Genomic DNA, 26,176 nt, shown 5'->3' with positions numbered 1-26,176 from the left:
TTATTGAAAAACGATCGTTTTATTGCCATGGACAATCACACGGTCTTCAAGATGCCATTTTACTGCACGAGCGAGCACACGACGTTCAATCGAACGGCCAATTTTCTTTAAATCAGCTACATGATCACGGTGATCCACACGCTCAATGTCCTGCTCGATAATCGGGCCTTCATCCAGATCATTCGTCACGTAATGCGATGTTGCACCGATCAGTTTCACACCGCGGTTATAAGCTCGCTCATACGGACGCGCACCAATAAAGGCCGGTAAAAATGAATGATGAATATTAATAATTTTGTTTGGATAACGTTCAACAAATTCCGGCGTCAAAATTTGCATATAACGAGCGAGCACAATCACATCAATATCATACTCTTCCACAAGCCGGGCCTGCTCCTCTTCCACCTGCTTACGAATGTCTTTATTAGCCGGAATATAGTGGAATGGAATACCCAGTGACTCCACCATTACACGCGCATCTTCATGATTTCCCGCGACGAATGCAATATCCGTCTGCAAGTCACCGCTCTGCCACTCCCACAGCAGCTCAAGAAGACAATGAGGCTCTTTTGAAACGAATATCGCGGTTCTTTTCCGATCACCACCGTAGGCAAAACGATAATCCATCTTAAACTGTTCCGCAAGCGCTTCAAAGTCTGTCTCCATCTTTTGACGTTTGTCAGCAAGCGACTCGCAGTCAAACTCAATGCGGATAAAAAACGTTCCGCCTGCAGGATCACTCGTATACTGGCTTGATTCAATAATATTGGCTTCCTGTTCAAACAAAAACTTCGACAGTGCCGCTACAATACCTGCTCTATCTGGACATTTCACAAGCAATCGGCCACGATTTTTCAGATGGTTTCCATGTTCATCTCTTTTTTCTGATCCATTTATATTTACAGTCATTGGGTACACTCCAGTTGTCATATTAATTACTTCATTATAGACGATTTCACACGCATTGAAAATATATTCGGCCTGTCCTGCTTTTTCATGCTATAGTGGGATAATGAAAATCCCATAAATGGAGGCGATTATTATGGAAAAAACGGAACAATGGTCGTCGAAAATCGGCTTTATTTTATCATCGGCCGGAGCGGCGATCGGTCTCGGTGCAATCTGGAAATTTCCGTATGTGACCGGGCAGAGTGGCGGTGGAGCGTTTTTGCTTTTGTTTATCCTTTTTACACTTTTAATTGGCTTGCCAATGCTCATTTCTGAATTCATTATTGGACGCGGGTCCGGCCGTGAAGCGGTCAGTGCCTACAAAAAACTGGCACCGGACTCGTTTTGGACAGCAATCGGCAAAATTGGTGTTGTGGGCTGCTTCCTGCTTTTATCATTTTACAGCGTTGTCGGCGGCTGGGTGCTCATTTATACAGGTATGGCTCTCTTTGGAAATGTCATTGACAGCGGTGATGCTGGCGCCTTATTTGGTGCTGTGACGGGGAATCCGTGGATGACAATCGGTGGGCATGCGGTATTTATGCTTTTAAACATTTTTGTCATCTCCGCCGGTGTGCAAAATGGCATCGAGCGGTCCAGCAAATACATGATGCCGCTATTATTTATTTTCTTCATCATTCTCGTTGTAAGGTCGCTAACACTTGACGGCGCAATGGAAGGCGTGCGCTTTTTTATGCAGCCGGATTTCTCGGAAATTACCGGCGAAGCGGTGTTGTATGCACTCGGCCATTCGTTCTTTTCACTAGCAGTCGGCTTTTCATGCATGGTGACGTACAGCTCGTACTTAAATAAAGACGTCAGCATCCCGGCATCAGCAGGGTCGGTTGCCTTGATGAACATTTTCGTGTCAGTGCTTGCCGGTTTGGCTATTTTCCCAGTCGTCTTTGCTTTCGGTTTTGAGCCAGCGGAAGGACCGGGTCTGCTATTCGTTGTTCTGCCATCTGTCTTTTCGCAACTGCCATTTGGTGAACTATTTTTATTCATGTTTCTTTTATTGTTCTTATTCGCAACACTTACATCATCGTTCAGTTTGCTGGAAATTATTACAGCAGCGTTCACGAAAGGCGAACAATCCTCGCGGAAAAAAATCTCATGGATTTCCGGTCTAATTGTTTTTCTTGCTGGCATTCCAGCAGCACTTTCATTCAGTACATTATCGGATGTTCTTTTATTTGAACGAACCGTTTTTGATGTGACAGACTTTCTCGTCAGTAATATTCTTCTGCCGCTTGGCAGCTTACTCATTGCGTTATTTATTGCATGGCGTATGGATAAGCAACTGGTAAAAGAGCAATACTATTTAAGCGCGAACAAAATGGGCAGTACGTACTCAATCTGGCTTCCATTAATGAGGTGGGTGGTTCCAATTACCATTATCATTGTCTTTATTTACACGATCAGCCAGTTTAAGCAATAAGAAAAACGTTTGCGAAATGATGAACATTTCGCAAACGATTTTTTTATTCATTCTTTTTTGAGATGAAAACTATCATTTTTTTAAAAAATCGATCTCATTTTAGTATAAAAAGCCCTTTTTCACTTAAATAATGCCTGTTTTTCGCCATCCATTTTAATCCATATCAAATAGTCATTGTTTACATCCCAACAAAGCATTGAAGAGATGAATGAATCGGAATATGATGTTCTTAACTTAAATTATTAATTATGAAAGTGGGGCTTTACATGACAACCATCACGAATGAAATAACACAAGGTGAATTCCAAGCGGCAAAGAAATATGTCGATGATGTATATAAAATCGTACAAAAACGCAATCCCGGAGAAAGCGAGTTTCACCAAGCTGTACAAGAGATTTTCGAATCATTGACACCGGTTTTCGCAAAATACCCTAAATATATTCAACACAATATTCTTGAGCGTATGGTAGAACCGGAACGCGTTGTTTCTTTCCGTGTACCTTGGATTGATGATAACGGCAACGTACAAGTTAACCGCGGTTTCCGTGTTCAATTCAGCAGTGCAATCGGACCATACAAAGGCGGTCTTCGTTTTCATCCATCTGTAAACGCAAGTATCATTAAGTTCCTCGGTTTCGAACAAATTTTTAAAAACTCACTGACAGGCCAACCGATCGGCGGTGGTAAAGGTGGTTCTGATTTTGATCCGAAAGGTAAGTCAGACAATGAAGTAATGCGCTTTACACAAAGCTTTATGACAGAGTTATATCGTCATATCGGTCCAGACATTGACGTGCCTGCTGGTGATATCGGTGTTGGTGCACGCGAAATTGGCTACATGTTTGGACAATACAAACGTCTTCGCGGCGGTTACGAAGCGGGCGTCTTAACTGGTAAAGGTCTTCAGTATGGCGGAAGCTTAGCGCGTACAGAAGCAACTGGTTTTGGAACAGTATACTTTGTAGACGAAATGCTACAAGATAAAGGCAAAACATTTAATGGCCGGACAGTGGTTGTATCTGGTTCCGGCAACGTTTCAATCTATGCAATTGACAAAGCAACACAGCTTGGTGCAAAAGTCGTTGCATGTTCTGATTCAAACGGTTATATTTATGACCAAAACGGTATTAATTTGGAGACCGTAAAGCAATTGAAAGAAGTTGAGCGCAAACGTATCAGTGAGTATGTGGACATTCATCCAACTGCACAATATGTAGAAGGCTGCTCAGGTATCTGGAGCATTCCATGTGACATCGCGCTTCCATGTGCAACACAAAACGAAATCGATGCAGCAGCAGCACAAGTGCTTGTTGATAACGGCGTAAAAGCGGTTGGTGAAGGAGCGAACATGCCTTCAACGCTTGAAGCCATCGAAGTATTCTTGAAAAATGACGTTCTATTCGGTCCTGCAAAAGCTGCAAATGCAGGCGGTGTAGCAGTTTCTGCCCTTGAAATGGCACAAAACAGTGCGCGTCAGCCATGGACATTTGAAGAAGTAGATGAAAAACTTCACAACATTATGAAAAATATCTTCAAAAACAGCAAACATGCTGCAGCTGAGTTTGGTCATGAAGGCAACCTCGTTGTTGGTGCCAACATTGCCGGCTTCATTAAAGTAGCGGACGCAATGATTGCTCAAGGTGTCGTTTAATAACAAAAAAGCACCCCACTTATGTGGGGTGCTTTTTTGTTAGCTCTTTTATAAAAGTTGTTGATGTTGGACTCACTATCCGCTCGGTCAAAAGATGTCCCGAACCACAGTCTCAGAACAAAATGAGCCAAAAAGTCATTTAATCAACAACCGTGTTTAACATAGCCTTTTGTTAACTAAAAATGCCTTATAATTGAAGGCGCTCTTCTTTTTGTAGTTCTTCCTTTGTACATCCTTTTATCGCAGCAACCTGTTCTTCAGACCGATCAGACGCAACTTCTTGTTTTCCTTCTGCCATTTTTCTGAGTTCCTCAATTGGCACCGGTTCCGGCAATTGATTAAGCAACGACTTTGGAATTTCCGGGCTCCCCGGTGCATAAACAGCCAAAAATGCATTCGCCATTTCTAAGTAACCTGCAGGTCCCGGATGAACGTCACCCGGATTTGACAAATAATCGACAGCCTTTGTTCCGAAACGGTTAGCCACCGGTATAAACGTGGCGCCTGCCCTTTCTGTTTCCTGTTTAATAATGTCGTTTAACGTATTAAGCTGCTCCGCCACAGCTGGTTTATGCTGGTCAAAAACGTGTGGATATGGAAAGTAATACCCCATTGAATATACATCGGCATCCGGATTTAATTCCTTAATTTTATGCAGCAGCACTGCGTAATCTTCACGCACCCTATTTAGGGCAAAGGCTGCAGTAATGGCGTTAAACGTCAGCGTACCACGCGAAGGATCATGTTGAATGAGCGGCAATAAATCGTTTGCACCTGCTGAGATTGTAATGAGGTCCGCTCGCTCGATCAAACGCTTTCCAGCAGCACTTTCTACCTGCTTAATGACCTGACGGACGGTGTACCCCGGCACAGCCAGCTCTTTCGAATAGATTTTTGGCTGTATGCTCATTGCGATCATATCTGCATATCCTGCACCGATTTCCCGGTTTGGTGTCTGTCCTGCAGCCAGTGAATCACCGATGGCCGTATAGTTCGGCCCGGCTGCATGCACGACCTGTGTACCGAAGAAACTTAAACATAACAAGCAACCAGCGATGCTTCGCCTTAACATAACGCCCCACTCCTTAATAGTATTCTTTCTATTTTACCAAAAGGAGGGTACTTTACACATAAAACTAATGAACAGTTCTTTATACTCTCTTCAAAAATTCCTCATACAATGCCGCCGTAACCGTTCCCGGACGCCCATCGCCAATCTTCTGGCCGTCCACTTCCGTTACCGGCACTATTTCTAAGCTTGTGCTTGATAAAAAGGCTTCATCCGCATCCAGCAATTCGTCCGGTGTAAATGACTGCTCCTTCAGTGTAATGCCAAGCTCCACTGCAATTTCTTTCACGGCAATCCGTGTAATACCATGTAAAATATGATTCATTGCAGGCGCTGTCAAAATTTCACCGTTTTTCACAATAAAAAAGTTCGAACTCGATCCTTCCGTAATAAAGCCGTCGCGAATAAGTACCGCTTCAAGAGCGCCTGCTTCAAATGCTTCCTGCTTAGCCAAAATATTTGGAAGCAAGTTCAATGACTTAATCCAGCAATGTTGCCACCGTTCATCAGGCAGCAGCTTTACTTTCACACCGATTGCACGAATGTCCTCTGTTATAAGCTTAAATGGCTTTACAGTCATCGAAATAGATGCTTCTACATTTGGAAATAAGTGATTGCGAGGTGCAATACCACGCGTTGCCTGCATATACACGTCGCAGCTCTCCAGGCCGCTCCGCTCAATCAAATCCTCCACAATCGCTCTAATGTCTTCAGCTGTTTTTCCAATGTTCAGCCTAATAGCACCTGCACTTTTAAAAAAGCGATCCATATGTTGACTCATCATAAACGGGCGTCCATTATATACTCGTATGAATTCATAGACACCATCACCAAACTGATGACCTCGTTCCTCTATTGGTAAAACTGGATCGCTTGAATGAATGAATTTCCCGTTCAAATAGCCAATCGCCATATTTAAAAGCCTCTTTTCACATATTTTTCTTCCCTCATTATACTTACTTTTCTGAAAGATTAATACCATATATATGAAGGGGCAAGCTTGAATAAGACAGTGTGGATACGCAGATAAGGGGGTAAAGAAAGAAGTAAAGGAGCTGATAATATGGATCCAAAAATTGTAAATATGCGTACTGTGACGGCTATTGGGTTTGAAATAAGCGGCACACAGGATGAAATTAATGCACTTAGACCTAAATGGACAAAACGATTTTTGGAAGCAGCAAGCCACATTCCTGGACAAACAGACGGAAACTTAATGGATATTTGTTTAAAACGTGCAGGTCAATTGTACACGCACTGTATCGCGATGGAAGTGAATAAAATTGATATCATTCCATCCGGTATGACGAGTTTAACTATTCCATCCGGATCGTATGCACTTCTCGAATTTCATGGAAGCGATGACGAAATTCCCTTTGCTTTTCGTACCATCTTGCAATGGGCGCGTGACCATAACATCAGGCTCGATGCAAACGAGTTCCGTATTGACGTAACGATTGAAGAAGGCTTCCACCATTTATACTGGCGGCTTGCTGATAAACGAAGTGAAGCAATTGAAGAAGCTGTTTGAAATGTTCAAAAGCTGTTCACTGCCGTGCAATAAACCTATCTGAATTGGCGAATGTCTATAAAGGAAAATATGTGTCTTATTTCCCATTTTTGACATTCGGTATATCAAATCCTTTTCTTCGTTGTTACACTATAGACAAGTACAATTTCATTTTATAATGGGGTGTGGAGATGAAAAGGATATTACGCAGTTTATTTGCAGCAGTTTTAGTGATTGCTTTACTCATTCCAATTGCAAGTCCTTCAGCAGCTACAGTAGAAAACAACTCATCTGGCACAACAGTACAATTGAATGGGACAAGCGCTGCTGCTGTACAATTCAACGACGTGCCTGCTGGCTTTTGGGCAAAAGATGAAATCGATTATCTTGTACAAAAAGGCATTATTCAAGGATACAAAAATGGGAAATTCGGCACAAATGATTCCGTCAAACGGGAACATGCCGCCATTATCTTAGCAAAAGCACTTGGCATTCAAAATGAGTCGGCACCGAATCCTGGATTCCGAGATATTCCGACATCTCATCCTGCATACAAATCGATCGCAGTCTTAACAAAACATGGTGTTTTCAGTAAAGCGAACTACTTTAATCCGTCTGGTAAATTGAAACGTTCTCAAATGGCAAAAATAATTGCAGAAGGCTTTAACATGCAGCCTTCATACATCGTCTCATTTAAAGATGTCAAAAGCACAGACTGGTTTTATCAATATGCATCATCGCTTGGCAGCGCTGGTATTGCGAGTGGCAGCAACGGCTACTTTATGCCTTACAGCGTCATCAACCGGACCGAGTTTTCTGTCTTTGTAGCACGTGCACTTGAAGCAAAATTCCGGACGGGTGTTCAAGTAGGCATTAAAAGCGCCGTTCATGAAGCAGATGGCCGCATTAAAATGACACTCGTCCTGTACAACAACTCTCGCAATAAAGTGTTTAACATTAAAGGCCAGTACAAATTATACGCTGGAAAGACAATTGTCGCGGATATGGCTTCACCTCGCTCATTCGACAACATTGTTATCGATGCCAACCAACAAAAAGTGGTAACCGCTTATTTTGCCCGTCAAGAAGTGAAACAAAGGCCAGCTTTGCAAAGCCTGTCTCTCGACTATGAACATTCATGGAGTTATTACCAATAATTTAAGAAAAAGGCTATCCAGATCAGATATTTTGACTTGGATGGCCTTTTTTTTGCATCAAAATTGAATGGCTTTCGACCATTTGTAGCACATGTACAACTTGTTGTACCGTGTACAATCTTGTTGCCATAGACCCACCCGAATAGCATCTGCTATGATGGATACATTATTTTTTATTGGAGGAACCTTCTTGTGGATACTGCTTATGACAATCTTAAAAAGGGAGAACAGGGCGCTTGGATCAGTATTATCGCTTACCTATTTCTTTCAACATTAAAATTAACGATAGGCTGGATTGGTGCTTCAGAAGCATTAAAAGCAGACGGTCTCAACAACTCAACCGATATCATCGCCTCCATCGCTATTTTAATTGGCTTAAAAATCGCCCGGAAGCCGCCCGATGAAAATCATCGTTACGGCCATTTTCGTGCGGAAACCGTTGCTTCCCTAATCGCCGCTTTCATTATGGCATCTGTCGGCATTCAAGTACTCATCGGCGCTGGCACGTCGCTTTTTCACGCTGAACATGAAACGCCAGACATGATGACAGCATGGACCGCTCTTTTCGCAGCTGCTGTCATGTACAGCGTCTACCGATACAACGCACAGCTCGCTAAAAAAATTAACAGTTCCTCTATCCTAGCTGCTGCTCATGACAACCGTTCAGATGCACTGGTAAGTATCGGTGCCTTCGTCGGGATTATCGGCGCACGGATTGGTATCGACTGGCTTGATCCATTGACTGCTTTCATCGTTGGTTTAATCATTTTAAAAACGGCCTGGGACATTTTTGCTGAAGCCGCCCTCACCTTAACAGACGCATTTGATCTCCATAAAATTGAAGACATAAAAAAGTCCGTTGAAAAAGTACCTGGCGTCCGCGGTGTGCCAACTATTAAAGCACGTTCACACGGCAACGTCACATTCGTCGACGTCGTCATTTTAGTCGATCCGGATTTAAACGTCATCGAAAGCCATGAGATTACTGAATATGTGGAAGAATCCCTGCTGCAAGAACATGATATACGCGCCACCCATATTCACATTGAACCGAACGGCCACTAAATAAGTGTCCGTTTTTTCTCTGCAAAAAAGCAGAAAATTATTTTAAATTTGCTTATTTCTTTAATAGTGAATCGCTCATGCAACAAATTATTTTTCATTATACATATGTTCCCAAGTATTCCTGCTATTGTTCAAACAAACGTCCTTTGTTAGTATGGTAAGAGAAGATTAAAAAACAAAGGAGACCAATATGAATCAAAAAATTATTTTTTTCGACATAGACGGCACTCTGTATGATCACGATAAAAAGCTGCCCGCTTCAACAAAGCAGGCGGTCCGTGACTTGCAGGAAAAAGGATATGAAGTGGCGATCGCAACTGGGCGTGCACCTTTTATGTTTAAAAATTTGCGTGAAGAACTCAATATTGATACATTTGTCAGCTATAACGGCCAGTATGTCGTATTTAAAGGCGAACCTATTTACAAAAATAAACTTAATAAAGAAGCGCTTTTGAGACTGACAGACGTGGCGATTAAACGCGAAAATCCGATTGTGTATATGGATCACGAAAATATGGGACGGAACACTCTACATAATGAAGATATGACCGTCGGAATCAATTCATTAAAAGTCGACTTTTTCCCATCACATGACCCGAATTACCATGAAGGAAGGGACTTGTATCAATCCCTCTTATTTTGTAAAGAACCGGAAGACAAATTATACGAAGAAGAGTTTCCTGAGTTTGACTTTGTTCGTTGGCATGTTGTTTCGGTCGATGTCGTTCCGGCAGGCGGCTCCAAAGCAAAAGGCATTCAAAAAATCATCGACAGACTCAACATCGCGCCTGAAAATATTTATGCATTTGGTGATGGTTTAAACGATGTGGAAATGCTTGAAACAGTTGTGAACAGCGTTGCGATGGGGGATGGACGCGAAGAAGCGAAAAAAGCGGCCAAATATGTTACGACAAACGTAGACAAAGACGGCATCGTAAACGGACTAAAAATGGTTGGACTGTTAGACTAAAAAGTAAAAAATGGCGGCTTGCTTAAAAGCGGGCCGTTTTTTTCTGTACAAAAAATCCTTTGTATATGCATAAATAATAAAAATGTGGTCAAAATAATGGACAAAAGGACAGATCGCTATACACATTAGAGAAAAGAGGGGTTTATGTTTATGAGTACATTCTCCAGTTTTATTGAAATGAAGCAATGCTTACAAGAAAATCCTCAAATGGCAATGGAAGTAGAAGCTGTACATGTAATTGAAGATGAATTCACAAACTTGGATTATATTCTTTATGCCCCAAGCTCGGTCACCTTTTCTAATAAAGGATATTACAGGCTCGCTCATAATCAAAAATGGCTGACTGTTCATTTTGAAGAAATGTCCAATGAAATTGCCTGTATTGAATATGGAATGACGGGGCAACAATGGAAAGAACATAGCTGGTCGAAAGTCGTATAAAATTCCCCACCTGAAGGAAAAGTGGGGAATTTCAATCTATACGATTAACCGTTCTCACACTAGCATGTATCTTACCCTAAAAGCAGCCACCGTTTCTTCAAACTGAATCTCTATCTTTCCTCATAAACAAAAAAACCGTTTCTTCAACAGGCAGTATCTCCTGCTTAAAGCCTTTATACCCTAACTTTTCATACAGTGAAATATTTTTCTCACTTTTGCTTCCAGTAAACAATTCAAATGAAGCCTCCGGAAAAAAAACCTCAATCTCCTGCATCAGCTTTTTGCCAATCCCTTTATTTTGATGATCCGGATGCACCATCAACTTGCCGACATGACAAACGCCGTCTTTCTCATATGCTCTCACAGAACCAATGATCTTTCCATTTTCAACATATTTCAATACAATATTACTTTCAAATGCTTGCTTACTGTCTTCCAATGTCTGTGTTAATGGCTGAATGGTGTAATCGTTATAAATCTCCGCTTCTGCTATGTATGCGAGTTTTTGCAGCGAAAGAATCTCTTCCGCGTCCTGTACTGTTGCTTGTTCTATTGTGCCCAAATGAATTTCTCCTCTTTTCTATTCCTTCATTCTTTTCAAGCTCTTCTAGCAATGATGTCAAGACATTTTCATTTTTCTTTACATTATTGACTAATAGCTTAGGTTTATAACTTCCGGATTTATCAGCATTTTGATCAATAAACCCCTTGTATAGGGATGCTTCTAAATTTTGAATAAAGTTCTCCACTTGATCACCTGTCACTGCTCATTTTTTATTCTCAGCCATGCTCACTGCTCTTGTTTATTGACTTGCTCCGCTAACAATTTATCAATCGTTGGAATATCCGCGGGTGCCCAAATGAGTGTATCGAGTTCATTTCTCGGCACCCAGCGGAGTTCGGCATGTTCTTCAGCAGTTGGCGCGCCATCTATAATACGGCATTTATATGTAAGCAAGTTCACGATGACAGCTTCGTATTCATGTGTGACTTCTTCAATCTTCTCCCCTACCTCGACTGTACAAGTGAGTTCTTCCATTACTTCTCTTTTCAAACTTTGCTCCGGTGTTTCGCCTTTTTCAATTTTGCCGCCAGGGAACTCCCATAGGTTTGGAAGTGTCATCATTGGGGAACGGAGAGCGCATAAAATATGCTGCTGTTCATTTTCGATGACAGCACCGACAACACGGACAGATTTTTTCAATTGGCATTCCCTCCTTTTAAGTATGTATTACTCAATTTTTGACTATCCGCATCCGTTTTCATAAATTTCCTCCTAGTTTGCCGCGGTGGATCTATTTTCTAGCCGGTGCTTTTTTCCGCATCAGCAGCTGATAAAATACGTCAGATAAGATTAAGCCAAGGGCGATAGAACCTGAAATCATGAAGGCTTTAGCTGCGAAATTCACTGCGTTGCCATAGTCATTCTGTACGAATGCGCTCATTGCCCGGTAAGCAATGCCACCCGGAACAAGCGGAATGATACCGGCAATCGTAAAGATAATGACAGGCGTTTTGTACAGTCTTGCATATACATGCCCAATGACAGCGATTGTAAATGAGGCAGCGACTGTGGATGCCAATGGATCGACGTTGTTTTCAGATAAAAAATAGTAGGCCATCCAGCCGGCCATCCCAACCGTGCCGCACTTTACCAGCAATTTTTTCGGCACATTAAACATGATGCCGAAGCTTGCCGCAGCGAGAAAACTAAACAGCACATTCGTTAAAATGGTCACATCAACATCCCCTTAAATCAATGTCATAATAATCGCGATGCCTGTTCCAATCGCGAGTGCCGTAAGCAATGCTTCTGCTCCTTTCGCTAATCCTGAAATAAAATGACCCGCCATTAAATCGCGCACGGCATTTGTAATAAGTAGACCTGGCACGAGCGGAATAAGCGCACCAATGATAATCCGATCCAGGTCACCGCCAAAACCAATTCGATAAAATAGATAAGCTGCAGCACCGCTGACAAGCGCTGCAATAAATTCCGAGAAAAACATCGTCGGCACCATGTCCGCAACTTTTAAAAGAATAAAATAAGCGAGTCCGCCAGCTATCATGGCAGGAAGCACGTTATCCAAGCTTCCTTTTAATAAGATCACAAAGCTTCCACTCGTTGAAGCAGCTGCTAGTATTTGAATCCAAAAAGAAAAAAACATCGGTGCTTTTTGAATGGCCTTTAATTCACGGTATGCCTGCATCGGCGTCAGTTCCCCTGCGCTGATTCTCCGGGAAATCGCGTTAACTGCACTCACCTTATACAAATCGATCGTCCGATTGGAAATGCGTATCAGTTTTGTTTTCGTCGGCTCGTCTGTTTCAATTGAAAACATAATGCCCATCGGTGTCACAAAGCTATGTGAATCGCGAATGCCGTATGCCTTTGCAATTCGCATCATCGTATCTTCCACCCGGTACGTTTCCGCACCATTTTCTAACATTATCTTCCCTGCCATTAAACTGACGTCCATTATGCCATACTTTTCTTCAAGTTCGGCATCCATCACAACATCACCCCAATCGTTGTCAATGCCCTCATTATAGCGCATCATGTTCACACAAAAACAGCCGTAAAAGAATTCTTTTACCAGCTTCATATAAAGATTGGGCTGCCCCTATTTGGAAAAAAGATGTTCTGGTATGATAGAGAAAAGCAGACACTCAGACGGAGATGAACAGATTTTGGACTTATTAACGATTATTTTGCCGGCCTTTTTAATTTTTTTGACTGGCTACTTGGGACAGAAGTGGATTGGATTCGATATTAAATCGATTTCGATGGCTGCTCTTTATTTAATGTCGCCGTTTCTTGCGTTCCGGACGTTTTACGCCAATGAATTAACGATGGAGTACGTTTACATCACCGCTTTTTGCCTGATCTTATCCTTGTCATTAATTATCGTTGTGCTCATCACTGGCCTTTTCATGAAAGCATCCCGCCCGAAAATGGCCGCAATGATTCTGGGCGGCGTTTTTATGAATAGCGGCAATTACGGCGCACCGGTTGTATTGTTTGCCTTTGGGGCGGCTGGATTTGATTATGCGGTCATTATTATGGTGTTTCAAGCCTTTTTGATGAACACGATTGGGTTGTTCGCGGCATCATTTGGCGGAGAGGATGAAACATCGTGGAAACAGTCGCTTCAGCGTGTTGTGCGCATGCCCGTGGTCTATGGCGCGGTCCTCGGGGTTATCTTACAGTTGTTACATATACATATTCCCCCAACGTTTATGGACGCAATCAGCCTCGTCGCCGATGCGTCGATTCCGACAGTTATGCTCGTCCTCGGCATGCAGCTCGCCGTCATTGCGACAAGGCGAGTCGCCTATAAATATGTGGGTGCAGTCACCTTCATCCGAATGATTGCATCACCACTTCTTGCCGTGTTAATCGTATCGTTCATGCCGATCAACGACTTGCTGAAAGATGTCATGATTTTGCTGGCGGCCATGCCTGCTGCGGCGAACACAACGATGTTTGCCATTCAATTCGGCACAGAGCCGGATCTTGTCTCATTTACTACACTGGTGACAACGTTATTAAGCATTTTGACGATTCCGCTCGTTTTGTTTTTACTTGGTGTATAACGAGCATTTACTTAGTTTTCGTAGTCGCTTACTCAGCTTTCAGACACTTTACTCAGTTTCCGAACATCTTACTCTGATTTCATAAAAGTCACGGTGCGCGCGGCGGCGTCATACAGTACCCATTCGCGTGTGCCCCAAACGGCGCCTGCATTAATGCCGTATCTTCTCTTCTTTAATTGTACGGGGACTTCGTATGAGAATGACAGTCGTTTCCCTTTCCGGTACAGCCCCGCTTCATGGCTGTGCCCGAAAAAGAGAAGCGGCGGTTCCGTTTTAGGCAGCACCGGTATCCAGTCTTTCGTCCACTTCCACTGGTGGCCATGCATCAGTACAGCCCCCTCAATCGTTATGCGCTCTGGCAAATGGTCAAAATAACTTCCGCCGGTCACTTTCATAATACGCTCTTCCTGATTGCCCCGAACCGATGGAAAGGTCAGCAGTGACACGAATTCTTCCGACCAGACTGCCGCTTCTCCCAACCTTGACAATCGAATCGTCACTGCTTTTCTTTTTCCAATTTTAGATTCAAACAAATCGCCTAACCCAACTATTTCCGCATTTGGAGCCGTAAGCGCAATATGAGCGAGCACCGCTTTCGTGTCCTGAATGCTAGAATGCAAATCGCCAAGCAATGCATACTCCATTCTCCCGTCACCTTCCATAATAAATATTTTTTATCATTTTCCCGACAGAAGACTCCCTCTTCAATCGTGTGAAGGGCATAGCCCAACGATAAGAGGGAGATGAATGTCGGTAGGCGTTAGCCTAAGCTTGTTTTTGAAGACCTTTACGGATTAGCTCATAAACCGCACCAGCAAAACTTGAAATGTGATTTTCTTTTTGGTACACCTCTATTTCCTTGACTAATTCAGCCGGAAACTTGATGTGTTTTGGAATACGCTCCATGGACAATCCTCCTCATAAAGTGTACACTGAGAATACACTAAAAGGAGGTGAAAATCAATGCCAATTCATAAAGCATATAAATTCCGCCTCTACCCAAACAAAGCACAAGAAATCTTAATTGCGAAAACAATCGGTTGCTCTCGTTTTGTATTTAATCACTTTTTGGCGAAATGGCAAGACGCTTACAAAGAGACAGGGAAAGGCTTGACGTACAATGCTTGCTCTTCTCAACTGACACAACTGAAAAAAGAGTTAATTTGGCTGAAAGAAGTAGACAGCGTTGCGATTCAGTCCTCGTTGAAAAATCTTGCTGACTCTTATTCACGATTCTTCAAGAGACAGAACAAAGCACCACGATTTAAGTCCAAAAAGAATGCGGTTCAATCTTACACAACAAAGCACACGAACGGCAATATCGCCATTGTAGACAATAAAATCAAGTTACCGAAACTTGGTCTTGTCCGTTTTGCAAAAAGCCGTGAAGTGGAAGGGCGCATTTTGTCCGCTACCATCAGACGGAATCCTAGCGGAAAATACTTTGTGTCCATTCTTGCGGAAACAGATGTACGATCACTTCCGAAAACCGGTTCTTCCGTTGGCGTTGACGTGGGACTGAAAGACTTTGCCATTCTTTCGGACGGAACGGTGTACAAAAACCCAAAGTTTTTCCGTTCGCTCGAAAAGAAATTAGCCAAAGAGCAACGCATTCTCTCCAGACGGAAAGAGCGGGCAATCAAGCGAAAGCAGCCCCTTTTAGAAGCCAAAAACTATCAAAAACAAAAGCAGAAAGTGGCGCGCATTCACGAGAGAATCGCGAATGCCCGAACGGACTACTTGCACAAAATCTCTACTGATCTTGTCAAAAACCACGACATCATTGGGATTGAAGATTTGCAAGTATCAAACATGCTCAAAAACCACAAGCTTGCCAAAGCCATTAGTGAAGTGAGCTGGTCGCAGTTCAGAACCATGCTTGAGTACAAGACAAAGTGGTACGGTAAGCAAGTGATTGCTGTATCTAAAACCTTCGCAAGCAGTCAGCTTTGCTCAGCTTGTGGTCACAAACATAAAGACGTTAAGAATCTTGCTTTGCGTGAATGGACTTGCCCTTCTTGCGGCGTTCATCACGACCGAGATCGTAACGCAGGAATGAATCTAAAACAAGAAGCTGAACGTATCTTAGCTTCTTTAACCGCAGGAACTGCGGGGCTAGCCTAATCAATAACTGACAGTTACGTTAGTGATCTTAGGAATCCCCCACCTCTAAGCGTTAGCGTAGGTGGCGGGTAGTTCAAGATACGTCCTGTACGTCAAAAAACCGCCTTGCTCTTGGCGGTTTAATTCGTGAAGCGATAGGAAACATTGAATACAAATTGGTACTGCTTTTAACCGATTCATTTGTTGCCGTCAAGACTATCACAATCATCATCGGCGCACCATTCCGTTTTTGTAGCCGTCACCTGTTCCTCTGCCTCTACTTTATGGAGCACCTGCAAAAACGACTCTATAGGCTGTGCGCCTGATACCGCATATTTCTCATTAAACACAAAAAACGGTACACCCTGCACCCCAATCTGTGCCGCTTCCTCTTGATCGGCGCGTACCTGTTCGCTATATCGGTCACTCTCCAGCACCTTCAAAGCTTCTTCTTTAGGTATTCCGGTTTCTGCAGCTAATTCCGCAAGAGAGGCAGAGTCTCCGATATGCTTTGATTCCGTGAAGTACGCTTTCATTATACGTTCCGTGAACTCCATCATCTTTCCTTGTTCATTTGCATAATGAGACAGACGGTGCGCATCGTGTGTATTTGCTGGGATAAGCGTATCCATTTGATAATCAAGACCCGCTTCTTTCGCCTGCGCTGTCATCTGATCATTCATCGCTTTTGCTTTTTCACGCGTCATTCCATATTTCCCTGCAAGCATATCATGAATGTCCTGATCCGCTTTTTTTGGTGCATTCGGATCGAGCTCAAAGCTGCGAAACTCAACCTTTACGTTTCCATCAAACTGCTCGATCGCTTGCTCAAAGCGGCGTTTTCCAATGTAACAAAACGGACAGGCAAAATCCGACCAGATTTCTACTTTCATCTTCGTTCCACTCCTTTTCTTAAGAGTAGAGTACATTTAAATGTTACGCAAATGATCTGCCCGAATGCTACTTTTTCACTCGATACAACTTATCATCATCCTCTGCTGGATTGCCCCTGCCATCAGTGTTATTTGTAACAAAATAAAGAAATTTGCCGTCTGAAAATACATCCCGTATACGGCCGTATCCTTTTATTTCTTTTAAGACTTCGCCCGTTTCTATATCGATTTTCAACACAGCTTCGCCCCTTAACGACGAGTTGTATAATACTCCACCGTGCCAAGCCATGCCGGAAGGGGCCCATGTGTCATTAGCACCGGACACGATAAGCGGTGTTTCCAGTCCATCCATCTTTTCAAGTCCTTCTATCTTTGGCCAGCCATAATTGTTTCCCTCTTTAATGATATTGATTTCGTCGTTCGCCGATTGTCCGTGTTCGGAAGCATACATTATTCCATCCTCTGACCACGCAATGCCTTGTGGATTTCGATGGCCCGAGCTGTAAATAGTTGCGTTGCCTGATTCACTCACACGAACAATTTTCCCGTTCAATGACTTTATATCCTGCGCAGTATCAGGTTCTGCAGCGTCTCCGATCGTCACGTATAAAGCCTTATCCGGTCCGATTTCAAGGCGTCCTCCATGATGGACATTGCCAGAACGAATGTGGTCCAGCACGACTTTTACTTCACGCCATAACGCACCAGACAATTCAAGCACGACGACACGATTATACGGTTCGCCATCTTTATCATATGTATAGTAGGCATAGGCCTGGCGCGACTCATCAAAGTCTGACTTCAAAACGAAACCAAGCAAACCCGCTTCCGACACATTTGAAAGCGATTCAGCTAGATCGACTTGCTGACGTTCAACCTTACCGTCTTCTATTTTCGCAATGGTTCCAGGCCGTTCGGAGATGTAAAAAACATCTTCTGACTGATCAATGGACCATGGTACATCAAGTCCAGTTGCCACTTCTTCAATCAATTTGCTTTCTGGCTGCACCGGCTCCTGAATACCGCAACCCGATAATAACAAAAATCCGGCTACCCATTTTTTCGCCATCCTATCCGTCCTTTCTCCAATAATGAATTGATACAATGTCCCCAAACTTCTTCACATCCGCAAGCGTAAATGCCGATTCGCTCCCTTTTGGGATAATGGCTACATACAGATCATCAGTCAGCCCATTTTTGAGGCAGTCTCTTACGGCTTCGCCACCCCCAACGATCCATACATCATCTTCTGCAGAAGATTTTGCCCATTTCAGAGCATCGGATGTAGCCTCATTTATAAACGTCACATGCTCTGTTTCACCAGTCAGCATCCGTGACAAGACAAAACACGGCTTGCCCGCATATGGAAAGTTATTCGTGAGCTGCAACACTTTTTCGTACGTTTTCCGCCCCATCACAAGCGAGCCAATTCCATCATAAAATGCGCCATATCCGTTATCACTACCGTCAGTCGTCACATCTTCCAGCCAATCGACCGAGCCATCTTCACGTGCGATGTATCCATCTACACTTATTGCAATATAAAGTATGATTTTTCCCGTCCCTGCCATCCTTCCTCTGATATAATTAATCCAAAAGGAGATTTAAATGAACAATATTATACCGATTCATTTGCGCGAACTCGATTCGATTCGAAACCAATTTTCTGCTTACTTTGAACAGCATGCAGATGAAGCTGAACTTAACCGCCTGTACCATACATGGATTCCTCTTCTTAGCACATATGTGACCGATGATTCCATTGAATCAGTAATCGACGATTGGTATGCACTCATCGAACATCCATATATATGGTTTCACTATATAGAAGAAATACAGGCAGGATCAACGCGTCCCATCGTCAATGATACACTTGAAGCATGGAAATTGCCCTTTGTTTTTGCTGGCATCCGAACAGGGGAGCACACGTACTACAATTGGTCCAATAGCAGCGAGTGGGCACTGACAGATATAACAGGTGATCACTTCATCGGCATTGCATTGCCCCTTCAGGAAAAAAACCATGCTGTTATTCACCACTATTTTGAGGCAAGTGAAGACTTTTTTGAATTACTTGAAGATCATTTTAAAAACAGCCCGCATACGTCCAGACAGCTCTATTTAAATCGCCTGTATTTAACGTGTCTAGCACATCTTAGTGACTAATTTCGTGTCCGCTCTGCATTAAGCAGTCCACCAAGTAGAATAACGACTGCTGTTAAGTAAAACCAGAGAACAAGGACGATAATTCCAGACAGCTGGCCGTACAATCTTGTATAGCTGACGGCAGCTGCGTAACTTTCGAACAAGAGTGAGCCAATTTGCCAGCCAAGTGCTGCAAAAATAGCACCTGGCAGGACAAAACGGAATGTTTGCCGTTCATTTGGAATGATTTTGTAAAAAGCTGTAAAAAACAAGATTAAAAAGGCTGTTCCGATGCCCCATTTTACAATTGGCCAAATGGTCAGCCAGCCGGACCAAGCTTCAATTGTGATGGACTCGGCAGCGATCCATTGCAAAAGACGTTCTGCAAGTGGGATGAACAATGATAGCGGCACCAAGACCATAAGGATCACTGTCACTCCAAAGTCCCGAAGCAGTCCTTTCCAAAAAGGCAAGCTTCGCCCTTTTCCACTCACATCACGAAATGACCGTCCGAGTGACTGCACAGCCATCGAAGACAGCCAAAACGTGGAAAGTAAGCTGATTGACAGTACTTGGCCTTTTCCTGTAGACAAAACGGAACGAACGTTTTCTTCAATAAGTGTATACGAATTACTCGGGGCATAGGGCCTTATAAATTTGAGAATGGCTTCTTGATCGACCGGAAAAAAACTGACTAGTGACAACATAAATATCATAAATGGAATAGCCGATAAGAGTAGATAATAAGCCGTCTGTGCGGCTTGATCATAGAAGCGCTCGTTAAAAAAACGAGCAATCATTCGTTTTATTACCCCCATCTGCATCACCCCTTTTTATTCGATTTTTACCCGATTGTAGCGGCTTTAGGCAAGATGTGCGTGTAAGATAGCCCTCCAATAAATGAAAAACGAAAGCCAAGACAGAGCAGCACAATTTTAACGGTTTTGTATAGGGCAGCGCATCCTGTACGACAAAAAAGCCGCCGCAAAATGCAGCAGCTTTTCTACCTGTTACGCCCAAATTTCGCCGGTTGCACCTTTTGAGATAAACCCGGCGTTTGCTTCGTCTGTATCAATGTGCATTTCGAGTGCGTAGCTGTCTGACACCCGGATGACGACGTTGCGGAATGACACAGGACGCTCTCCTCCTACTTCTACAGTTACAATTTGACTATTTTCAACGTTGTATTTCTTTGCGTCTTCTGTTGTCATATGAACGTGTGCTTTTGCAATGATCAAGCCTTCTGACAATTCAATTGAGCCAGCTGGACCAGTGATTGTTACTGCTTCTGATCCTTTAATATCACCTGATTCACGAAGCGGTGGTTTTGCGCCAAGCTTTATTGCATCTGTAAAGCTAACCTCTACTTGTGTCGCAGGGCGGCATGGCCCTAAAACGCGAACACGTGCAATTTCGCTTTTCCTGCCGGCAATTGTCACTGTCTCTTCAGCTGCGAATTGACCCGGCTGCGATAAATCTACACGTTTCGTTAACTCGTGTCCCGATCCAAACAAAATGTCAAGATGTTCCCTTGATAAATGCACATGCCGTGCTGAAACAGCAACAGGGATTGTTCCATGGTTTGTTAAAGTCATCTATCTTCCAGCCTTTCTGCTTATCCATAATGGTCTCCTGCCTATTTTACATGATTGAAACGAAATCAATACACACAACTTGCTTTTTCATTTGACTTCTTTATCAACAAATACATGTTTTTCGCTTTTTTCCGACGGCATTCCTGTCTTCCACTTTCTTGATATAATCCGTTGCAAGCGGAACTTTGCAAGCCGTATTGCCGACATCGACATGGACTTTTCCAATGGCTTCAGCCACTTCTTTTGCTCGTTCATGCATTGGTTTGCAGTACGCCCCAGCACAAATAACGAAATTGTTCATCGTATAACGCACACGGTTCCTTTCTGAGTGGATCGTATCTTCCACTTGCTTGAGCAATTTTTCCACTTCATCGACATCCACTTCTTCATCCCGTGTAATCGATAAATAATTGCTATACGCACTCCATCCGGCAACGGCGATCATTTCTTCATCTGCCCGCATCCATTCCCGTGCGAGTTCGAGCGCAAAGAGCGATGCTGCCGTAACCTGTGCAACTGTATATTCGCTGATCATATACCAGTAAGCGCGATGCACCCATTCGTTCAGCTGTTCTTTCGTCATCTCTTTCGGCTTGACTGTGAGTCCTGCCAAATACATCGCATCACTATTACCCGAATTATATAAATCATAAACGAGCTGTTGATCTTTTTTCACATCTTTTACAAAATGCTTTTTCAAATCACCGACTTTCACACCGAAAAATGGCTCCTTCGCGCCATGCCTTGAAAATGTTTTTTTCGTCTGATCCGTACCGAACTGCTCCAGCTTTTTCATTACATCTTCATATGTCATTTTTCAGCACCCTTTTCCATCCTTATTCTTACATCTTTTTATTCTCTGCAGGATACAAAAAAATCATCGAAACGGATTCGATGATTTTTCAAGTGAGTTATTATTCGCCAAGACCTTGTGATTTAATTGTTTCTTCCAGTGCCACAAGTGCTGCGTCAGCATCTGATCCATTAGCAGCAATTTTTATAGAAGCGCCTTTCGGAATGCCAAGGGACATAACACCCATGATGGATTTCAAGTTCACACTTTTGCCATTGTAATCTAATGTAATATCCGAGCTGAACTTAGAAGCTGTTTGAACAATAACCGTCGCCGGACGCGCGTGAATACCTGTTTCATCAATAATTGTAAATGTTTTTACAGACATTATAAAACTCCTTTATTCTTAAATTGTTTCGACTGCACTTATTATAAATTAAAGTATGGCCGAATACTATCTTAAACCTTGTTCTGCTTTAATAAAACATCCCACTGTTTAACATTATACCAAAAACAGGGCCGTTTTCTCGATCATTTCAACCTTTATGATTCGAGAATGACTTTAATTTGATTACCGGAACGAACAGCTTCAAAACCTTCACGCCACTGTTCAAGAGGCACAATTTTGGTGATCATTTTATCCGCATCCACTTTTCCTTCTGCTAACAGGTTTAGTGCGATCGGCCATGAACTCGGTTTTTGTGAACGTGTTCCCACGTATGTAATTTCCCTTTGGATAATCGATTCCTGATCAAGCAGGTTTGCTTTATTAGCAAAAATACCCACCTGGACAAACGTTCCTTTTTTCTTGACAAGCGGCAAGCCTTGATTGAGCGCCTGCACCGCACCCGAGCATTCAAATAGTTTATCGACACCGTAGCCATCTGTATGTTTCATCACAACTTCTGTTAAATCTTCTTTTTGTACGTCAACGACAACATCTACGCCAAGTGATTTCGCCAGTTCCAATCGCTTTTCGTCTTTCGTAATACCCGCTAATATAACAAACGCTCCCTGTGCTTTGACAACCTGACACTGCAATAAGCCGATCGGTCCTGGACCGAACACAAGGACTTTTTCGCCTTCTTTAATTGTCGTTTTTTCAAGTGCCGCATGGACGCAGCAAGCTAGCGGTTCAGCGAGTACCGCTGCTTTTAAGCTCAACTTCTTAGGCAAAACGTGGACACTTTCTTCACGTGATACGACGTATTCCGCAAAGCTTCCGTTAATCTGCGTACCGATACCTTTTCGGCTGGAGCATAAATTATAGTCTTTCTCACGGCAATATTCACATTCTCCGCATGTTTCAAATGTCGTCTCACTTGTTACCCGGTCGCCCACTTTTACTTTCGTTACATTTCTCCCAATTTCTACGACCGTTCCAGAAAACTCATGTCCGAGCACGACAGGCGTTTTCGAATTGCGGTATTCTCCTGTAAATGTGTGCATATCCGTTCCGCAAATTCCTGTATAGGCCACTTTAATTTTCACAAGATCACCGGTTGCTTTCGGCTCCTCAATCGTTTCGAGATTCATATTGTCATAACCTGGCGCCGTTTTTATGACTGCTTTCATTATATGGGCTCCTCTCCATTCGGAATTGTTAACACTTTTCCATGCATTTCTTCTTGATTTAAAGGATTAATGATCTATTCACAAGTCAAGCTGTCTCGCCTCTGCCGGTTCTCATCCAAAAACATGATGACACATCCTTCATTAAAGCTAATTCTATCACGGATCATGTTTTTTATTTACGCTTTTGTTTTTATTTTCTGATTATTCATACACAAATTGTACAGCATGAGAATTAACAAAAAAAGCCCCGGCCGTCAGCGGTTAAACTGATGACCAAGGCTAGAGGGGGAGGATGATTAAATCCGCTCTTTAAATTGTAACGCGGCATTTCCAATCGCATCGATAGCTGCGGGGATTACATAAATGATTAATTAATCAATATCTGTTTTATCAGGTGAATAATACCTCGTGCTGCGCCTCAATAAATTGTGCATGCCCCTTTTTCACAACAAAAGAATGAGTGGCCATTTTGCCATTTTCTTTTTTATAAACCCCTTTTAAAAGAGGACCATCTGTAATGCCCGTCGCAACAAAAAAACAGTCGTTTGATTTCACAATATCATTCATTGTTAACACGGCATGCGGATCAGCAAGTCCCATCTTTAAGCAGCGTCCTAATTCCTCTTCCGTTTCTGGAATCAGTCTGCCTTGAAAATCGCCGCCGAGGCATTTCAAAGCCACCGCTGCAATGACTCCTTCCGGTGCACCGCCAGTACCTACAAGAATGTCAGCGTCTAGGTCATCAATAGCCGTTGCAATAGCACCCGTAATATCAACATCGGAAAATAACCTCACTTTCGCGCCTGCTTCAAATACTTGCTTCATTAAATAGTCATGACGGGGACGGTCCTGGATCATCACCGTTAATTCACTTGTATCTTTGTCGAGCGCTTTTGCGACGGACTGCATGTTTTCGATAAGAGACGCATTTATATCAATACAGCCTTTTGCTTTCGGTCCGACAGCGATCTTTTCCATATACATATCTGGCGCATGCAGAAGGGTTCCCTGTTCCGAAACAGCAATGACTGCCAGCGAATTATCCTGTCCTTTCGCTACAAGAGTGGTTCCTTCGACTGGATCAACGGCAATGTCTACATGAGGGCCGTTGCCAGTACCAAGCTTTTCACCAATATACAGCATCGGTGCTTCATCCATCTCTCCTTCACCGATGACGATAACGGCATTCATATTTATGCGATTCATTTCATTACGCATTGCTTCTGTCCCAGCACCATCCGCTTCATTTTTATTTCCTTTCCCAATCCATGGATATACTCCAATCGCTGCTTTTTGTGACACTGTTAAAAACTCACCCGCCAGTGATTGAATACATTCTCTTTGTTTAATGTTTAATTGAGACAATGTTTTCGTCCTCCTATTTATTCAAAATTATGGATTTTTATGCATTTATAATTAATCAACAGTGCAGTTTATATAAAGTGAAACTTCCACCCGTGGGGGTTTTACTGCCCGTTAATCTGCGATAAAAAAATCATCCGCCCGTCAACATTATTTTGACTTTGATGAGCGGATGAATCTATTTTCATTATTATTACGCCACTTGAGTGGATTTAATTGTCGTTAAAAATGTATCCAAAATAAAGTAAGCAGATGTAGCACCAGGATCTTTTGTCCCTAGAGAACGTTCTCCAAGACGACTTGAACGACCGCGTTTAGAAAGCATTTCCTTTGTTGATTCCATCCCTTGCTCCGCTGCTGTAACGGCTTCAGAAAATGCAGCTAAAAAGTCTTCCGATTTTTCAAAGTTAGTTTGGAGGCTTTCGAGTGCTGGCTGCAATGTGTCGATCATCGTTTTATCGCCGACTTCTGCTTTTCCACGTTCTTTAATTCCTTCAACAAATGCGACCCAAAAATCTTTCAATTCCGCATCTGTTACTTCCAATTTTCCTTGAAATGCTTTTGCACCTCTCATAAAACCTGTTGCATAAAGAGGGCCTACAGAAGAACCGACAGCGCTAAGAAATGTGCGGCCTGTTGTAATGCAAACCTTGCCGCAATCCTGTTCGTCTTTCAATTCAGCTTCAAGTTTCTCGTTTACAGCTTGCCAGCCGATAGACATTGTGACACCGTGATCGCCATCACCAAGCTTACGATCCAGTTCACATAAATATTCTTTTTGTTCTTCAATCATCGCCACAACGTTCTTCAAAAAGGTTTTTAAATCTTCAGCAGTCATTTTCATCTTATATCACTCCTTATTTTTGAACGTACATTGGACAGTCTGCTGGATGATCCACAAACTCGGCCAATTCTTCGTCTAATTTCAAAATAGTTACAGAGGCGCCGCCCATTTCAAGAGATGTGCTGTAATCCCCCACGTAAGATCGATGAATTTCAATACCCTTTTCACTTAAGAGCTGTTCAACACGTCTGAACATAATATAAAGCTCCATACGGGTTGTTGAGCCTAATCCGTTGACTAGAACAGCCACCTTTTCACCCGATTCAACCGGCATATCAGCTAAAATGTCATGTACAAGACGATCCACCACTTGATCGGCAGGCTGCAATTCGCCTTTTTCAATTCCCGGTTCCCCGTGATGGCCTAGACCGATTTCCATTTCATTTTCTTCAAGTTCAAAGCTTGGTTTTCCTGTTTGCGGAAGCGAACAAGGTGTTAAGCCTACACCCATTGTACGCATATAATCATTGGCTTTTTGTGCAACGCGAACTACATCGTCCAGGTTATAGCCTTTGTCCGCTGCTGCACCTGCTGCTTTCGTGACAAAAAACTCGCCAGCGATCCCTCTGCGTTTTTCTTTTTCTTCTTTTGGCGCAGAAGCTACATCATCGGTAACTAACACAGTGCCTATTCGAATACCACTTTCAAGGTCAGCTAATTCCGCCGCCATTCCAAAGTTCATTACGTCTCCAGCATAGTTCCCGTATACATAAACGACACCTTCACCTTTGTCGATGGCTTTCGTTGCTTCAAGAATTGGATCTGGAGGAGGAGAAGCGAAAATATTGCCGACTGCGACGCCATCGGCCATTCCATCGCCCACATAACCCATAAATGCCGGTTCATGGCCCGAACCGCCGCCAATTAAAACGCCTACTTTTCCTTCACGTGTTTCTTTTGCTGTAACGAGTGATCGCGCATTCTCTTCCAGCTGTCTGACATGATTAGGATACGCTTTCACGTACCCTTCAATCATTTCCTCTACAACAACCGTTGGATTATTAATAAGCTTTTTCATC

At 43.0% G+C, this 26,176-nt stretch carries 30 protein-coding genes; 10 read left to right on the top strand and 20 right to left on the bottom strand.

Features of this window, described 5'->3' with window-relative positions:
- A complete protein-coding gene (gene purU / locus ACZYRN_RS16250) occupies nt 1-909 on the bottom strand; it encodes a formyltetrahydrofolate deformylase (protein WP_488912675.1) in 909 nt (302 codons plus the stop codon).
- A gap of 133 nt (nt 910-1,042) precedes the next feature.
- On the opposite strand from purU, the gene ACZYRN_RS16245 reads away from it, so the two are divergent.
- Both ACZYRN_RS16245 and gdhA read left to right on the top strand, forming a co-directional pair.
- Entirely contained in the window at nt 1,043-2,386 is a 1,344-nt protein-coding gene (locus tag ACZYRN_RS16245; protein ID WP_488912674.1) for a sodium-dependent transporter, read from the top strand.
- A gap of 266 nt (nt 2,387-2,652) precedes the next feature.
- The gene (gene gdhA / locus ACZYRN_RS16240) at nt 2,653-4,038 is read left to right on the top strand and encodes an NADP-specific glutamate dehydrogenase (RefSeq protein WP_488912673.1); all 1,386 of its coding nucleotides are present in this window, start codon (nt 2,653-2,655) and stop codon (nt 4,036-4,038) included.
- 187 nt (nt 4,039-4,225) lie between these two features.
- Here gdhA and ACZYRN_RS16235 read toward each other — a convergent pair whose 3' ends face one another.
- Together ACZYRN_RS16235 and dat are read right to left on the bottom strand one after the other, a co-directional pair.
- A complete protein-coding gene (locus ACZYRN_RS16235) occupies nt 4,226-5,110 on the bottom strand; it encodes an SGNH/GDSL hydrolase family protein (RefSeq protein ID WP_488912672.1) in 885 nt (294 codons plus the stop codon).
- Nucleotides 5,111-5,189: 79 nt separating this feature from the next.
- Complete coding sequence (dat, locus tag ACZYRN_RS16230) at nt 5,190-6,020, bottom strand: D-amino-acid transaminase (protein ID WP_488912671.1); 831 nt, start codon at nt 6,018-6,020, stop codon at nt 5,190-5,192.
- 150 nt (nt 6,021-6,170) lie between these two features.
- Between dat and ACZYRN_RS16225 the strand changes: the two genes are divergently transcribed.
- The 5 genes from ACZYRN_RS16225 (at nt 6,171) to ACZYRN_RS16205 (ending at nt 10,250) form a co-directional block, all read left to right on the top strand.
- Nucleotides 6,171-6,638 (top strand): GyrI-like domain-containing protein, encoded by a 468-nt coding sequence (locus ACZYRN_RS16225; RefSeq protein WP_488912670.1) that lies wholly within the window; start codon nt 6,171-6,173, stop codon nt 6,636-6,638.
- 170 nt (nt 6,639-6,808) lie between these two features.
- A complete protein-coding gene (locus tag ACZYRN_RS16220) occupies nt 6,809-7,774 on the top strand; it encodes an S-layer homology domain-containing protein (protein ID WP_488912669.1) in 966 nt (321 codons plus the stop codon).
- Between the two features lie 192 nt (nt 7,775-7,966).
- Entirely contained in the window at nt 7,967-8,839 is an 873-nt protein-coding gene (locus tag ACZYRN_RS16215) for a cation diffusion facilitator family transporter (RefSeq protein ID WP_488912668.1), read from the top strand.
- 190 nt (nt 8,840-9,029) lie between these two features.
- A complete protein-coding gene (locus ACZYRN_RS16210) occupies nt 9,030-9,809 on the top strand; it encodes a Cof-type HAD-IIB family hydrolase (RefSeq protein WP_488912667.1) in 780 nt (259 codons plus the stop codon).
- A gap of 150 nt (nt 9,810-9,959) precedes the next feature.
- On the top strand, nt 9,960-10,250 hold the full coding sequence (locus ACZYRN_RS16205; protein WP_488912666.1) for a hypothetical protein: 291 nt from the start codon (nt 9,960-9,962) through the stop codon (nt 10,248-10,250).
- 97 nt (nt 10,251-10,347) lie between these two features.
- Here the strand turns inward: ACZYRN_RS16205 and ACZYRN_RS16200 are convergent, their stop codons facing one another.
- The 4 genes from ACZYRN_RS16200 to ACZYRN_RS16185 all read right to left on the bottom strand — a co-directional run bounded on the left by ACZYRN_RS16200 (nt 10,348) and on the right by ACZYRN_RS16185 (nt 12,763).
- Nucleotides 10,348-10,812 (bottom strand): GNAT family N-acetyltransferase, encoded by a 465-nt coding sequence (locus tag ACZYRN_RS16200; RefSeq protein WP_488912665.1) that lies wholly within the window; start codon nt 10,810-10,812, stop codon nt 10,348-10,350.
- A 228-nt stretch (nt 10,813-11,040) separates the two neighbouring features.
- Nucleotides 11,041-11,454, bottom strand: coding sequence for a (deoxy)nucleoside triphosphate pyrophosphohydrolase (locus ACZYRN_RS16195; RefSeq protein WP_488912664.1), 414 nt, complete (start codon nt 11,452-11,454; stop codon nt 11,041-11,043).
- Nucleotides 11,455-11,545: 91 nt separating this feature from the next.
- Nucleotides 11,546-11,989 (bottom strand): threonine/serine exporter family protein, encoded by a 444-nt coding sequence (locus ACZYRN_RS16190; protein WP_488912663.1) that lies wholly within the window; start codon nt 11,987-11,989, stop codon nt 11,546-11,548.
- A 12-nt stretch (nt 11,990-12,001) separates the two neighbouring features.
- Complete coding sequence (locus tag ACZYRN_RS16185; RefSeq protein WP_488912721.1) at nt 12,002-12,763, bottom strand: threonine/serine exporter family protein; 762 nt, start codon at nt 12,761-12,763, stop codon at nt 12,002-12,004.
- A gap of 178 nt (nt 12,764-12,941) precedes the next feature.
- Here ACZYRN_RS16185 and ACZYRN_RS16180 point away from each other — a divergent pair, with 178 nt between their 5' ends.
- A complete protein-coding gene (locus tag ACZYRN_RS16180; protein WP_488912662.1) occupies nt 12,942-13,847 on the top strand; it encodes an AEC family transporter in 906 nt (301 codons plus the stop codon).
- Between the two features lie 68 nt (nt 13,848-13,915).
- On the opposite strand, the gene ACZYRN_RS16175 is transcribed toward ACZYRN_RS16180, so the two are convergent.
- Nucleotides 13,916-14,491 (bottom strand): metallophosphoesterase family protein, encoded by a 576-nt coding sequence (locus ACZYRN_RS16175; RefSeq protein ID WP_488912661.1) that lies wholly within the window; start codon nt 14,489-14,491, stop codon nt 13,916-13,918.
- 121 nt (nt 14,492-14,612) lie between these two features.
- Complete coding sequence (locus tag ACZYRN_RS16170) at nt 14,613-14,753, bottom strand: hypothetical protein (protein ID WP_488912660.1); 141 nt, start codon at nt 14,751-14,753, stop codon at nt 14,613-14,615.
- A gap of 57 nt (nt 14,754-14,810) precedes the next feature.
- Here ACZYRN_RS16170 and tnpB point away from each other — a divergent pair, with 57 nt between their 5' ends.
- Nucleotides 14,811-15,971: an IS200/IS605 family element RNA-guided endonuclease TnpB gene (gene tnpB, locus ACZYRN_RS16165; RefSeq protein WP_488912659.1), complete on the top strand. Its 1,161-nt coding sequence runs from the start codon at nt 14,811-14,813 to the stop codon at nt 15,969-15,971.
- 176 nt (nt 15,972-16,147) lie between these two features.
- Here the strand turns inward: tnpB and ACZYRN_RS16160 are convergent, their stop codons facing one another.
- The 3 genes from ACZYRN_RS16160 to ACZYRN_RS16150 form a co-directional block, all read right to left on the bottom strand.
- Nucleotides 16,148-16,843, bottom strand: coding sequence for a DsbA family oxidoreductase (locus tag ACZYRN_RS16160; RefSeq protein ID WP_488912658.1), 696 nt, complete (start codon nt 16,841-16,843; stop codon nt 16,148-16,150).
- A gap of 67 nt (nt 16,844-16,910) precedes the next feature.
- Complete coding sequence (locus ACZYRN_RS16155; RefSeq protein ID WP_488912657.1) at nt 16,911-17,912, bottom strand: PQQ-dependent sugar dehydrogenase; 1,002 nt, start codon at nt 17,910-17,912, stop codon at nt 16,911-16,913.
- A gap of 1 nt (nt 17,913) precedes the next feature.
- Nucleotides 17,914-18,414 (bottom strand): dihydrofolate reductase family protein, encoded by a 501-nt coding sequence (locus tag ACZYRN_RS16150; protein ID WP_488912656.1) that lies wholly within the window; start codon nt 18,412-18,414, stop codon nt 17,914-17,916.
- 37 nt (nt 18,415-18,451) lie between these two features.
- Between ACZYRN_RS16150 and ACZYRN_RS16145 the strand changes: the two genes are divergently transcribed.
- The gene (locus ACZYRN_RS16145; RefSeq protein WP_488912655.1) at nt 18,452-19,009 is read left to right on the top strand and encodes a hypothetical protein; all 558 of its coding nucleotides are present in this window, start codon (nt 18,452-18,454) and stop codon (nt 19,007-19,009) included.
- Here ACZYRN_RS16145 and ACZYRN_RS16140 read toward each other — a convergent pair.
- The 8 genes from ACZYRN_RS16140 to ACZYRN_RS16105 form a co-directional block, all read right to left on the bottom strand.
- The gene (locus ACZYRN_RS16140) at nt 19,006-19,806 is read right to left on the bottom strand and encodes a YihY/virulence factor BrkB family protein (RefSeq protein WP_488912654.1); all 801 of its coding nucleotides are present in this window, start codon (nt 19,804-19,806) and stop codon (nt 19,006-19,008) included. The genes ACZYRN_RS16145 and ACZYRN_RS16140 overlap by 4 nt on opposite strands.
- Nucleotides 19,807-19,998: 192 nt before the next feature.
- The gene (gene pduL / locus ACZYRN_RS16135; RefSeq protein ID WP_488912653.1) at nt 19,999-20,583 is read right to left on the bottom strand and encodes a phosphate propanoyltransferase; all 585 of its coding nucleotides are present in this window, start codon (nt 20,581-20,583) and stop codon (nt 19,999-20,001) included.
- A gap of 103 nt (nt 20,584-20,686) precedes the next feature.
- The gene (locus ACZYRN_RS16130) at nt 20,687-21,397 is read right to left on the bottom strand and encodes a DNA alkylation repair protein (RefSeq protein WP_488912652.1); all 711 of its coding nucleotides are present in this window, start codon (nt 21,395-21,397) and stop codon (nt 20,687-20,689) included.
- Between the two features lie 100 nt (nt 21,398-21,497).
- Nucleotides 21,498-21,764 (bottom strand): phosphocarrier protein HPr, encoded by a 267-nt coding sequence (locus ACZYRN_RS16125; RefSeq protein ID WP_488912651.1) that lies wholly within the window; start codon nt 21,762-21,764, stop codon nt 21,498-21,500.
- A gap of 155 nt (nt 21,765-21,919) precedes the next feature.
- Nucleotides 21,920-22,951 carry a zinc-binding dehydrogenase gene (locus ACZYRN_RS16120; protein WP_488912650.1) on the bottom strand — a complete coding sequence of 344 codons (1,032 nt, stop codon included), beginning with the start codon at nt 22,949-22,951 and terminating at the stop codon, nt 21,920-21,922.
- Nucleotides 22,952-23,341: 390 nt separating this feature from the next.
- Complete coding sequence (gene glpX / locus ACZYRN_RS16115; protein ID WP_488912649.1) at nt 23,342-24,316, bottom strand: class II fructose-bisphosphatase; 975 nt, start codon at nt 24,314-24,316, stop codon at nt 23,342-23,344.
- Between the two features lie 190 nt (nt 24,317-24,506).
- Complete coding sequence (gene dhaL / locus ACZYRN_RS16110; protein WP_488912648.1) at nt 24,507-25,157, bottom strand: dihydroxyacetone kinase subunit DhaL; 651 nt, start codon at nt 25,155-25,157, stop codon at nt 24,507-24,509.
- A gap of 13 nt (nt 25,158-25,170) precedes the next feature.
- Complete coding sequence (locus ACZYRN_RS16105; RefSeq protein WP_488912647.1) at nt 25,171-26,175, bottom strand: dihydroxyacetone kinase subunit DhaK; 1,005 nt, start codon at nt 26,173-26,175, stop codon at nt 25,171-25,173.
- Between the last annotated feature and the right edge of the window lies 1 nt (nt 26,176).

This window comes from Domibacillus sp. F004 (assembly GCF_057814295.1).
The sequence above is the reverse complement of the archived record's forward strand: the minus strand, read 5'-3'. Positions and strand labels throughout refer to the sequence as shown.

Bases quoted from the DNA above. Each gene is read 5' to 3' on its own strand.
- ACZYRN_RS16235 (WP_488912672.1), bottom strand. From the start codon at position 5,110: ATGTTAAGGCGAAGCATCGCTGGTTGCTTGTTATGTTTAAGTTTCTTC.
- ACZYRN_RS16245 (WP_488912674.1), top strand. From the start codon at position 1,043: ATGGAAAAAACGGAACAATGGTCGTCGAAAATCGGCTTTATTTTATCA.
- pduL (WP_488912653.1), bottom strand. From the start codon at position 20,583: ATGACTTTAACAAACCATGGAACAATCCCTGTTGCTGTTTCAGCACGG.
- dhaL (WP_488912648.1), bottom strand. From the start codon at position 25,157: ATGAAAATGACTGCTGAAGATTTAAAAACCTTTTTGAAGAACGTTGTG.
- ACZYRN_RS16105 (WP_488912647.1), bottom strand. From the start codon at position 26,175: ATGAAAAAGCTTATTAATAATCCAACGGTTGTTGTAGAGGAAATGATT.
- ACZYRN_RS16140 (WP_488912654.1), bottom strand. From the start codon at position 19,806: ATGGGGGTAATAAAACGAATGATTGCTCGTTTTTTTAACGAGCGCTTC.
- ACZYRN_RS16225 (WP_488912670.1), top strand. From the start codon at position 6,171: ATGGATCCAAAAATTGTAAATATGCGTACTGTGACGGCTATTGGGTTT.
- ACZYRN_RS16160 (WP_488912658.1), bottom strand. From the start codon at position 16,843: ATGAAAGTAGAAATCTGGTCGGATTTTGCCTGTCCGTTTTGTTACATT.
- ACZYRN_RS16150 (WP_488912656.1), bottom strand. From the start codon at position 18,414: ATGGCAGGGACGGGAAAAATCATACTTTATATTGCAATAAGTGTAGAT.
- dat (WP_488912671.1), bottom strand. From the start codon at position 6,020: ATGGCGATTGGCTATTTGAACGGGAAATTCATTCATTCAAGCGATCCA.
- gdhA (WP_488912673.1), top strand. From the start codon at position 2,653: ATGACAACCATCACGAATGAAATAACACAAGGTGAATTCCAAGCGGCA.
- ACZYRN_RS16155 (WP_488912657.1), bottom strand. From the start codon at position 17,912: ATGGCGAAAAAATGGGTAGCCGGATTTTTGTTATTATCGGGTTGCGGT.
- ACZYRN_RS16210 (WP_488912667.1), top strand. From the start codon at position 9,030: ATGAATCAAAAAATTATTTTTTTCGACATAGACGGCACTCTGTATGAT.
- tnpB (WP_488912659.1), top strand. From the start codon at position 14,811: ATGCCAATTCATAAAGCATATAAATTCCGCCTCTACCCAAACAAAGCA.
- ACZYRN_RS16120 (WP_488912650.1), bottom strand. From the start codon at position 22,951: ATGAAAGCAGTCATAAAAACGGCGCCAGGTTATGACAATATGAATCTC.
- ACZYRN_RS16145 (WP_488912655.1), top strand. From the start codon at position 18,452: ATGAACAATATTATACCGATTCATTTGCGCGAACTCGATTCGATTCGA.
- ACZYRN_RS16220 (WP_488912669.1), top strand. From the start codon at position 6,809: ATGAAAAGGATATTACGCAGTTTATTTGCAGCAGTTTTAGTGATTGCT.
- ACZYRN_RS16175 (WP_488912661.1), bottom strand. From the start codon at position 14,491: ATGGAGTATGCATTGCTTGGCGATTTGCATTCTAGCATTCAGGACACG.
- ACZYRN_RS16125 (WP_488912651.1), bottom strand. From the start codon at position 21,764: ATGTCTGTAAAAACATTTACAATTATTGATGAAACAGGTATTCACGCG.
- ACZYRN_RS16130 (WP_488912652.1), bottom strand. From the start codon at position 21,397: ATGACATATGAAGATGTAATGAAAAAGCTGGAGCAGTTCGGTACGGAT.
- ACZYRN_RS16185 (WP_488912721.1), bottom strand. From the start codon at position 12,763: ATGGATGCCGAACTTGAAGAAAAGTATGGCATAATGGACGTCAGTTTA.
- ACZYRN_RS16205 (WP_488912666.1), top strand. From the start codon at position 9,960: ATGAGTACATTCTCCAGTTTTATTGAAATGAAGCAATGCTTACAAGAA.
- purU (WP_488912675.1), bottom strand. From the start codon at position 909: ATGACTGTAAATATAAATGGATCAGAAAAAAGAGATGAACATGGAAAC.
- ACZYRN_RS16170 (WP_488912660.1), bottom strand. From the start codon at position 14,753: ATGGAGCGTATTCCAAAACACATCAAGTTTCCGGCTGAATTAGTCAAG.